The 10,036-nt window shown below is 65.4% G+C and carries 6 protein-coding genes; 2 read left to right on the top strand and 4 right to left on the bottom strand.

The window, feature by feature from the left end; genetic code table 11:
* From AB0M47_RS40190 to AB0M47_RS40180, 3 genes are all read right to left on the bottom strand, one after another.
* Positions 1 to 2,162, bottom strand: a 2,162-nt coding sequence (locus AB0M47_RS40190) for a serine protease (protein ID WP_363423606.1), incomplete at its 3' end; no start/stop codon positions are given.
* A gap of 37 nt (positions 2,163 to 2,199) precedes the next feature.
* Positions 2,200 to 2,520, bottom strand: coding sequence for a trypco2 family protein (locus tag AB0M47_RS40185; protein ID WP_363423604.1), 321 nt, complete (start codon positions 2,518 to 2,520; stop codon positions 2,200 to 2,202).
* A gap of 221 nt (positions 2,521 to 2,741) precedes the next feature.
* Positions 2,742 to 3,290, bottom strand: a complete 549-nt coding sequence (locus AB0M47_RS40180) for a hypothetical protein (protein ID WP_363423602.1) — start codon at positions 3,288 to 3,290, stop codon at positions 2,742 to 2,744.
* Between the two features lie 414 nt (positions 3,291 to 3,704).
* Between AB0M47_RS40180 and AB0M47_RS40175 the strand changes: the two genes are divergently transcribed.
* Positions 3,705 to 5,474 (top strand): P-loop NTPase fold protein, encoded by a 1,770-nt coding sequence (locus AB0M47_RS40175; RefSeq protein ID WP_363423600.1) that lies wholly within the window; start codon positions 3,705 to 3,707, stop codon positions 5,472 to 5,474.
* A 226-nt stretch (positions 5,475 to 5,700) separates the two neighbouring features.
* Here AB0M47_RS40175 and AB0M47_RS40170 read toward each other — a convergent pair whose 3' ends face one another.
* Positions 5,701 to 8,874: a hypothetical protein gene (locus AB0M47_RS40170; protein WP_363423599.1), complete on the bottom strand. Its 3,174-nt coding sequence runs from the start codon at positions 8,872 to 8,874 to the stop codon at positions 5,701 to 5,703.
* Between the two features lie 96 nt (positions 8,875 to 8,970).
* Between AB0M47_RS40170 and AB0M47_RS40165 the strand changes: the two genes are divergently transcribed.
* Positions 8,971 to 9,765 carry a helix-turn-helix transcriptional regulator gene (locus AB0M47_RS40165; protein WP_363423597.1) on the top strand — a complete coding sequence of 265 codons (795 nt, stop codon included), beginning with the start codon at positions 8,971 to 8,973 and terminating at the stop codon, positions 9,763 to 9,765.
* Positions 9,766 to 10,036: the final 271 nt, after the last annotated feature.

Raw genomic sequence — 10,036 nt, 5'->3', positions numbered from 1 at the left:
GATCTTGCCTCAAATATGCCGGTGCCCCGGTGGGCGGCCTGTTCTGCGTCGTTGGCCAACCGCCGTGCCCGGTCGGGGTAGACCGGCGCCAGCACCGCGGCCAGCGAGGCAAGTGCCCGCATCTGCGCGCCTGCGTCGGTAATGCTGCGGGCGAGTGCCTCGGCACGCCAGTGTTCACCTAGCCGCGCCCATACGGCGGGTAACTCGGCGGGAATGTGGCGGTTGCGTTGTTGAAGGGCGTCGCGATGGCGGGCAATGCGGACGATGGTGCGCATTTTGGGATTGTCAGCGTCAGCCAGGCGTTTCAGCGCGGTTTGGATTTCGGTGTAGGCGGTGTGGTCGCCGCCAGTACGGTGGTGCATGCGGTCGTGGCGGGCGGCGTCGGCGGCGAAAGTCGCGAGCTGCTGAATGTCGCCGGGTTGGTCCGTGTCGAGGGTCCGCTGGTAGATCCTCAGGAGGTAGTCGGGTGTTTCATCGGGCCATTGTCGCCGGGCGTAGTCGGTGGCCCAGGCGCGGATCTGATCGCGGTAGCGTTGTCGGTGACGAGTACTGATCAGGTCTTGTGCAGCTAGGCGCAGCGTTTCGTGGGTGAACACGTAGCCGCTTCCTCCGGCGGGATCGGCGCGGGCGGCGATCGTGCGTCCACCGTGTCCTGTAAGCAGCCGCCGCAGGTCGAAGACGGGCATGTCGGTGAGTTCGTGAAGATCAGCAATCGTGAGACCGCCACCCGATGCGAGCACCAGTCCGGTCACGGTCGCGCCAAGCGAATCGGCTATTATATGTTCAAGCTCGCTCTCCGCGCTGTGCATCAATTCGGCCGCGTACGGCGAGGGTTCCAGGCCATGCCGCACACACGAATGCAGGGGATGATCTGGCATCCGGCGGATGTCGGCCGGCAGCGGCGGATCAGGGCGACCGGCGACCATTACCTTCAGCCCCGGGATCGGGTCGTGGGGCAACAACGACGCCAGGCTGGGCATATTCCGGCTCGCGCTGGTGTCCTCGTCGAGCCCATCGACGAGCATCACCAATCGGCCTCCCGCAGCCACACAAGTTGCTGCGGCGCGCTTGAGAAGCTCGGTCAGGTAGCCGTCCCGGGCGGCGGCCGTCCGTAGTTGCGGAACATGTTCACCGGTCAACGCCGCCAGTTGGTCGAGCATTGCGCCGGTGAACGCAGTGCTGTCGGACTGGTCAGCCCGAACTGCCGTGTTGAAGAACGCCACGACCGTGATCCCAGCCGGCGGATTGGCCGCGAACGTGGCCATCAGCGCCGTCTTACCTGCCTTCGCCGGCGCCTGCCAATACACATACGACTGCGAGCCGGCACAGAACGACTTCAAAGCCGCCAGCTCGTCGGCGCGGTCACGTAATCCACCGCGAGGCAGGAACCCATGGGCCACGTTGGTGTAAGCGGCACGGACCAGTTCGCCGGGTTCCTGCCACACCGGCGGTAGCTCTACCGAATCCAGGCCCAACAATGGCAACACCTGCCGCAACTGCGCTGCTGGCAGCTGAGCCAGAACCAGATCCAGGCGCGCCGCGGTCAGCCGGCCGAGTCCATCGGCCGGGTGGTCGTCGGTCACCACCGCGACCAGCGACCATCCGCCCCGAGCGAAAACCGGTCCGCCGGACATGCCAGCCCACGGCGACACCCCATCAGCCGCATCCGCCGGTCCAGCTACCAGCAGAGCGCATTCGCCGGCGCGCCAGTTCGCCTGCGGCGACAATCGGACATCCTCGTGCGCCAACGCGCGATACTTCGCCTGGTCTTGGCCAGGAGGTGGTGACGAGCCGTCCTTGGTGCGGACTCGGAACAGCGGAAAGCCGAACGCCTCGGCGTCGATCACGGCAGGACGGTCCCCGAACCCACCCAACGTCACAGGGACTATGTCACCGCGCACACCGTCCAAGACGACCAAGGCGACATCAGATCGGCCAAGCCGGATCGGCGCCGACCTCATCACCGCCACATGTGTCCGCTCCGTTCCCGCTTCGAACACCGCTCGCACACGTTCAGCACCGGCCACCAGATGCCATGCGGTGACCAGAACGTCTGCGCGCAGCAGGAACCCGGAGCCCCGCAGTGGGCTCCCGGTCACTGCGAAATCGGCCAGGACCTCGGCGACGCGCCGCCCGTCCACACCCACCGCTACGCCCACCATCCGTTCGACCTGAGACGACGTCCTCACAGCAAACAGATCAGCCCGCGTTCTCCTCACCGTCCAGCACCGGGCTGGATATCTGCGAGGGCCGTCCGTCCCGGCCAACCGGTTGTAACGTCAGCTTGATCCGATGCGAGGTCTGTATGGATTTGCTTGCGCCCGCGGACACGTCGACAAGGACCAGCTTCGCCGCGACGTCACCCGAGCGCGACGAGTCCACCACCACCGACAACTCCAACTCGATCGGACCGAGCAAGAACTTCGGATCCCTGGCCTCGCCGTGCCACGCCGCCCGTGCGAGGTCGCCGCGCAGCTGGTAGATCAAATCGGCGATCGTAATGCCATCCGCACCGCTCACGCGCACCCTCAATCCACTCACAAGATCCAAAGAGATCAGAGGCCCCACAACATTCGCCTTCCGTGGTAGACAATGTAGTCGCCCGGCACACGCCATTCCCGGCCCATCAAAGGCGACCAACCACCCTTGCCGATCGGCATGAACGAATGTTGCGCTGACTTCGCGAATCTCGGCGTGTCCACTCGTAACGATGTCGTCGCGCCGCCGACCACAATGAGCCTTCACTGCCGCAGCCAGCGGCGAACCGTCGTAAGAACGAGCAGATGCGACGCGACCGCTGCAGCTAGTCCGATCAGCCACAACGCTAGCAAGCCGGCTTGTTGTGGCCAGGCCGACGACTGCCATCCAGTGAACACCGTCGGGATCGTCCAGACCAGGGCGAGCGCGGCCACGCCGGGGAACGTGATGAACGACGGATGCGTCCACGCGAGAAGGGGAAGGCGTTTGGGCCTTCGGGCGTGCCAAGCCTCCCAGCCAAGCCCTCCCGGGACGATCGGCGAGAGTACGTCACGGATGTACTCGGCGATGTTCTGCGTTCCGTGATGCAGCATCACGTACCGGGCGCAGTACAGGTAGCTCGTGATGGGCAAGATCAGCAGGAAGGCCGACCGGCCGCCACCCGTCAGCGCGAAGCTGAAGACCGCTCCCGCCGTCGTCACGTGGAGCACGAACAGGCTCTGCTGGCGCGAGGCGCGGGACTCGATCTCTTGCCGTAGCGACACGTACTCCGCCAGCGGGCCATCCGACCCGGGCGGCACATCATCGGCCATGAGTCCACGGTAGGGATTCGAGTCCAGCCTGCCGGCGCACGTATGACCTGCTGCAGGGTCACGGCCGCGGAGTCACTGCGGTGAGGCGATGTCCGTGCGCTGCCGCAGCCGGCGGTTGACGGACCGGAGACTTGCGGAGTCACCGGGGACCGCTGCGGCGGTTCAGGGCTCGCTGACACGATGGGGCGCCATAGACGCGGAGCGGATCTTCTGCGCGATGGCGGCGCTCGAGGATGTACAGCTTAGTGTCAACGGCCCGGCTTGATGATCAGCCAGCGTCGAGGAGCGTTCGGTGACAAGGTTCGCGGGGTTCGGCATCTGTGTCCGGGCTGCTATGACCATTGTGCGGCGGGTCTGCGTGGAACAACATAGAGCCCACATGTCGTGGATGCGTCGTGCGGGTGGAGTTGTCGGATGAGCAGCGCTGAGCAGGATGAAACCACCGGAACGGCCATGCAAGAGAAGATCATTCTGGGCGACGTCGCGATAGACGTATCGGGTGATGACCAGACTGTTCTGGTTGACACGATCTGTGACCTTGTCACCGAGGCAGAAACGTGGCGTGCGCCGGCGATCGCGCTGTGGGCCTCTCGGTCCAACGGCCGCTCCAATGTGCTCCGTCAATTGCGGCGCCGCTTGGAAGGCTGGGATTTCGACACGCCGTACTATCACACGCTGCGACTCGTGCCGAACGGTATAGATCAACCCGGCAGTCCCCGACGAGACCTGCCGGCCCGCCTGACCCGGGCCTGGGCGTGGCGACGCATCGGGGCCAACAGCCGGCGGCAACCTGGTTATGACATTGTTCCCGGGCCCTACGGTTCTGCCGTGGCCTGCACGGTGGTGGCCGACATCGGTGCGTGCAAGACATTGGACGACGTCCGGTCGTGCCTTGCCCGAGCGATCTTGGGTACGGTCAGCGAGCGGTTGCCCCGCTATCAGTCAGAACGGCTGTGGTTTGATCTCAATCTTCGCCGGACTGATCCGTCGAAGATGCGCCGTCGAATCCTGGCCAGTTATCTGCCGCAGTCCCTTGGCGGTGCCTTGGCGGCGGCGCTTGTGGCGTTCGTGGCCGTGGTGGTCATTGGTCGTGGCTTGCTCACACCGCGAACTGGCACGCTGTCGATACCTGATCTCATCGCGTTCGCTGGAGTCGCCGCGACGGTGATCGGCTACATCGTGCAGGCCAAGAGCGGAAGGAGTGAGACGGTCGTAGGCCTGGCCGCTAGCAGAGCGCTGCGCGGGCCTTCACCGTCGGGGTTGCTCGACGACGCCGGCTCCGGCGCCGACCCGTACTTGATCGCCTGGGAGCAAGATCTCGTCGATGTGCTGTTCCTGGCGGGAGACCACACCAAGATTGTCCTGATGATCGACGACCTCGACAGGTCCAGCCCGGAAATCGTGGCCGGAGTACTCGAGTCGGTGCGGGTGCTGCCGCACGTCATACTCGTGGCCGCCTTCGATCCGGCGCTGGTCGCCGGGCAGCTCGAACAGCGCACACCGTGGCTGGCCGGCCGGGTTCAGGAGGATCCGGTCGCGTATGGGCGGTTCGGCAGGCTCGGCTGGATCGACCTCATCGAGGAGTTCGATATCTCGATCCAGCTGCCGGCGCCACCCAGAACACGTCTCGCGCGGCAGGTCCATGCCTTGAGCGAACGTCGCGAGCTGATTCCGCAGGTCACACCGGTCGAACAGTCTGCGGACCCCGAGTCTCATCCCGCAGCGCGCCCGGCTGACTCCGACCCGATCATCGCGGGCCTCGACCTGACCGGCCTGCAAGCGCACCCGCTGGTGGCGCAGGTATTCACCGAGGTTCTCCAAACGACTACTGGTAGCAGCCACCATCGCACGCTGGTGCTCATCAACACGTGGCGCTTCTACGCCACCGTCGAACACCGATGTGGTCGGTTGCGGCCGCCGTACGAGGCGCGGGCGCGGGCGATCGCCTTCTTCGCTCAGCTTCTTCTTGGCTGGCCTTGGCTGCTCGGCGGCCTCGCCTCCAATGCGGGCGCGCCGACTGTGCTGTCAGCTCTGGCCGAAGCCTGCGAGGACGACCAGCGCTGGCAGCATAACCTTGACGATCTTCATATTGATGGCGAAGCTGTGACCGGGCTACGTGTCCTGCTTCGCCGTTGCGGGGAGGATCGCAACCTGCTCTTGGAACTTGCCGAGCGTCACCTTTGACGCGTCTCACCCGTCGTCCGGGACGGCGCCGCCACGGCGAGCCCTCGGCGCGAGCGGGGCGTCGAAGCCGATGACGGTGGCGCACTCCAGGGTTCAGATGATCACCTCGGCATCGGCGCCCATCCCTGCGAGTCAGCCGTCCTAATAGGGCAGTAGTCGCGCCGCTGGCCCTTCGCCGGTGGGGCATGACGCGATGGTTGTGTCCCACCGACGAGGGTTTCAGCGGTTAGCAGCTGCGGCGGATGCCGTGGTTGGCGTCGGCGCCCCAGCCGAGTTGCGGTCCTGCGGTTTGGCCGTTGGCGTCGGTGAACTCGATGCGGTAGACGTTGGAGGCTTGGCCGATGGTCTGCCAGCCGCTGACCGGGTTCTCGTCGACCCAGTTTGTGAAGGTTTTCGGCGCGTCACCTTCGGTGTAGAAGAACTTGAAGGCGATTTGGCCGGTGGCGTGGGCGTTGGGCACGTAGAACTCGAACCTGCAGTTGGCTGACGCGGACGTGTCGGGGTTGTAGGAGATCGTGACGCAGCGGTTGGAGCCGTTGGCGTAGGTCCAGTGGATGGGGGCTCCGGTGCCGTCGGTGGCGGTGAAGAACTGGTCGTTGCCTGGGCAGGAGGTCGAGTTTCGGTCCCACACGTATTCGCTGGGTGCGAAGTAGCCTGGCTGGTTGCAGGTGCGGTTGATCTGGGCCGCGCCGTTGACCCAGCGGATGTTGCCGCATTGGAAATCGCTCTGCGGTGCGCCGTTGACGAGGCGCTCGTCACTGGTGGGATAGCCGAGCCCGGAGCCGGTTGGCCCGCCGAGATAGACGTAGCGGGCATAGATGCAGCCGTGCACTTCGTGGGTGCCGGCGTCGCCGGCAGAGTAGATCGCGCTGCCGGACTGGTATGGGGCGGTGTCGGTGCATCGAGGGCCCTGGCCGGCGAAGTAGCTGACCCAGTGCGCACCGTCGATCTGGATCTCGTCGGAAACCGGGAAGCCGAGACCGCCGTTGGACTCTCCCAGGCTGACGTACTTGTCGAAGATGCAACCGTTGACCCGGCCGCCGACGCCGGATGCGGCGTGGTAGACGGCGCCGCCGGAGCCGTAGGGGTGGCTGCCGCCGCATGTGTTGCCTTGCACGTAGGACACCCAGCCGCCGTTGACGGTCTGCTCGTCGCTGAGCGGCAGGCCGAGACGGTCGGGGCCGCCCTGGCGCCAGTAGCGGTCGTAGACGCAGCCTTGGATGGTGTGCGCCCCAGTCGCCCCGGAGAAGTAGATCGCGCTACCGGAACCGTTGGGGCCGCCGTTGCCGCAGTGTTTGCCGGCCAGGTAGCTGACCCAGCGCCCGCCGCCGAGGTCGGCTTCGTTGTTGACCGGGAAGCTGTAGGCGCTGCCCGGACCGCCGACGGCAAGGTACTTGTCGTAGATGCAGCCGTTGGCCCGCCATGCCCCGGTGCTCGAGGCGTAGATCGCCCCACCTGATCCGTAGGGGTGGCTGCCGCCGCACTGGCTGCCCTGCACATACGACACCCGTCCACCGGCGATGTCCTGGTCGTCGCTGAGCGGGAAGCCCATCGCGCTGGTCGCACCGAGCTGTTGGTATCGGTCAAAGATGCAGCCGTGCATTTCATGGGTTCCTGCGGTGGGCGAGGTGTAGATCGCGCTGCCGGAGCCGTTCGGTCCACCGTTGCCGCACCGGGAGCCGGCGAAGTAGGCCACCTCGCCGGGCGCGAGTGCCTGCACGTCGCTGACTGGGTAGCCCATGAACCCGTTCTCCCAGTTCAGCGACGTCCATTTCTCCCTGATGGGACCCCACGTCGCGTGCGCGCCAAAGTCCGGGCTCCAATAAATGTAGCCACCGTTTTGGAAGCTGTTCCATCGTCCGACGCCGTCGGTGGTGGGGCTGGTATCCGACGTCGGGAAGCCCAGGAAGCCGGCGGGACCGTTCAGGGAGACGTACTTGTCGAGAACGCCGCCGTGCACTTCGTGGATAGCCATCCCCACCGATCCGTAGGCGGTCGTCATGGTGTTCTCGGCGATCAGGTGGAAGTCCTGCGCGCGGCCGGCCCCGGCGTCGTAGGGATAGCTCAGCGGCATCCCGTAGTTGACTCCGCCCTTCGTGTCCCAGAAGGTGGCGAACGCCGCCCCTGCCTCGTTGGCGATGATCGGCGCTGCGAGACCTTCGCTGACTGCTTGGAGAATGCGGGGTGCCGTCACCGGTGCGGTCGAGACCGGCGGCGCGTCGGCGTCGCAATTGCTGCGGCACATCCATGCCTTGGTCAGATCCCGATTGTTGTCGTTGAGCTCGTACGGCCCCCGGAAACAGACCTGCCCAACGAGGAAGTATGAATAGCAGACGCTGCCCATGATTTCGTGTTCGTACTGCGTGGCGAGGTCGGCGACGATCTTGTCGTACCAGATGGTCCCGTTGGTGGCTGTGGTTCCCTTCCACCGCACGCCGTAGAGGATCTTGGTGTCGGCTCGCATTCCCATCTGGCTGTCCGCGGGCACGACGCCATCGCCATCGCCGAGGTAGCACGAGACCTTGCGCGAGCCGTCTGTGCCGTTGCAGCTTTCAACGGTCTGGCGGTCTGCGGCCGAAGAGCCGATGAGTACCCACCGGGTGCCGACCGCGCCTTGCGGCCGCTGATATCGGGCCACCATGTTCATGAAGCTCGAGCCGGGTTCCATGTCGTCGAGTTCCGCGCCGTTGGAGTATGGATCGTTCATCGCCGCCGTCCGGTAGAGGCCTCCGATGCCGCCGTGCGGTGATCCCACGGTGACCACGCGCAGCACGGCGAGGTCGTGACTGGGGAAGAACGGGCGACGCTCTGCCGCACCGCCGATCGCGGCGCGGATCAGCAGGCCGCCCATGCTGTGAGCTAGGACGTTCACGGCCATGCCGTGCTTGGTGTACTGGTGGTAGATGTACCACGCCAGCAGGCACGACAACCGCTCGAGGCGATCATCCTTTGTCCCGTAGCCTGTCCGCGAGATGAGGTTGCAGTTGACCATGTCTGACCCGCCGGGGAAGCTCGGATCGCCGACGAGTTGGTTGAGGTTGGTCTGACAGTTACCTTCGGGCAGAGCGTCTTTGGGGTCGGTTGACGTCGTGTCCCCGGCCTCGCTGATGCGGTAGTAGCCGATTCGATCCATCATGTTTCTGCGGAACCCGTAGCCGGCGAGGTAGTCAACGGTGGACGTCGCATAGTCGAACGAGCTGTCGTCCGAGCGCCTAGAACGGTCGAAAGCCCAAGCGCAGTCGTCGTTGAATCCGTGGATCAGCAGCAGCGGTGCCGCGAACGCGTCGTCACCGTCGACGACATCACGTGCTGACGCGGGCGGCGCACCCATGACGCCAGCGATCAGCATGACGATGATGATGACCAGTGTCCGCTGCGATATCCGGGATGCTCGCCTCATGAACGTCCTCCTTGTCGATGTATCAATCAAAGAAGGAGCAGGATTTGACTACAATGCCGAATTGACTGCGGCCGAACCGTGGCCAATCCTGGGCCGGTGACCAGCAAAGCGGGCAACGGACCGGGGCGGCCGGAGGCCGCCATCGATCCTCAGACCGGACCGATTGCGCGCTTCGCCATCGAGCTCAGACAGCTTCGGCAGTCCAGCGGAGGACGGACGTACGCAGCCTTGGCCCGTCGGGCTCGCGTGTCGGCCAGCGCACTTTCCGACGCTGCCCGAGGCGCGCGCCTGCCGACGTGGCCCGTGGTGGAGGCATTCGTCGCCGCCTGCGGCCCGGAGCCGGCGGCGTGGCGCGAGCGCTGGCTCGCAGCACAAGCTGGCCTGGTTAAATCAACCCCCTCCTCGGCTCGCGCTGCTGATGCCACGGATCCGGTCGCGCTCGGCGCCCAACGTCCAACCGGCGGCGACTCGCCGTATGCCTGGCAGCCGTGGCCCGCCCAGCAGGCAGTCGACGGCGCGGATCCCGAACAAGCAGGATGCGGCCAGGACGCAACGACGGCGACAGCATTCCGCGTCGCTCTCGCCGGCCAGCGCGTCATCATCGGCCAGATTCAGCTGCGCCACTCGCAACACAGCCACGCGGCGTGGTCGCGGTTCGAAGGCTTCCACTCACTCGACGAACTCGCCCGCCGTCATCACGTCGAAATCGAAGTCATCGTACGACGCGAATCGAGCCAAGATCGGCTGGCCGCCCGCATGGACTACGCCTTCGACTACCACTGGAGCGATCTCCTGCGGACCGACCAGGGACCCATCACCGCAGAGGTCAGCGTCTACCTCGACGACCGACTCGTCGCCCACCAAGCCACCCATGCCTGCCATCTCGCATGACCACCGGCGAGCGCACCCTTGGAAAGACTGCCGGACCCTATACGGCCTCGTCGCGGTTGATCCATCCGCCGAGGGTCGCCAGGTCCTGTTCGAGCCGGTCCACAGCAGACAATGATCGGGCGGTGGCTGTCTTTACGCATCCCAGCAGGTCAAACGACGAACCGTGACTGCCGTACTAGTACTCCAGCCGCACTTTCGTGTACTTGTTTTCGCTGGCCAGACGACGTCATTGCGGGGTTCCTGATAGGACTTGATCTGTCCACTATAGACT

Source organism: Hamadaea sp. NPDC051192 (genome assembly GCF_040682475.1).
In the GTDB taxonomy this organism is placed as follows: domain Bacteria; phylum Actinomycetota; class Actinomycetes; order Mycobacteriales; family Micromonosporaceae; genus Hamadaea; species Hamadaea flava.
This window is presented reverse-complemented; position numbering and strand designations above follow the sequence as displayed.

Bases quoted from the DNA above. Each gene is read 5' to 3' on its own strand.
- AB0M47_RS40180 (WP_363423602.1), bottom strand. From the start codon at position 3,290: ATGGCCGATGATGTGCCGCCCGGGTCGGATGGCCCGCTGGCGGAGTAC.
- AB0M47_RS40175 (WP_363423600.1), top strand. From the start codon at position 3,705: ATGAGCAGCGCTGAGCAGGATGAAACCACCGGAACGGCCATGCAAGAG.
- AB0M47_RS40170 (WP_363423599.1), bottom strand. From the start codon at position 8,874: ATGAGGCGAGCATCCCGGATATCGCAGCGGACACTGGTCATCATCATC.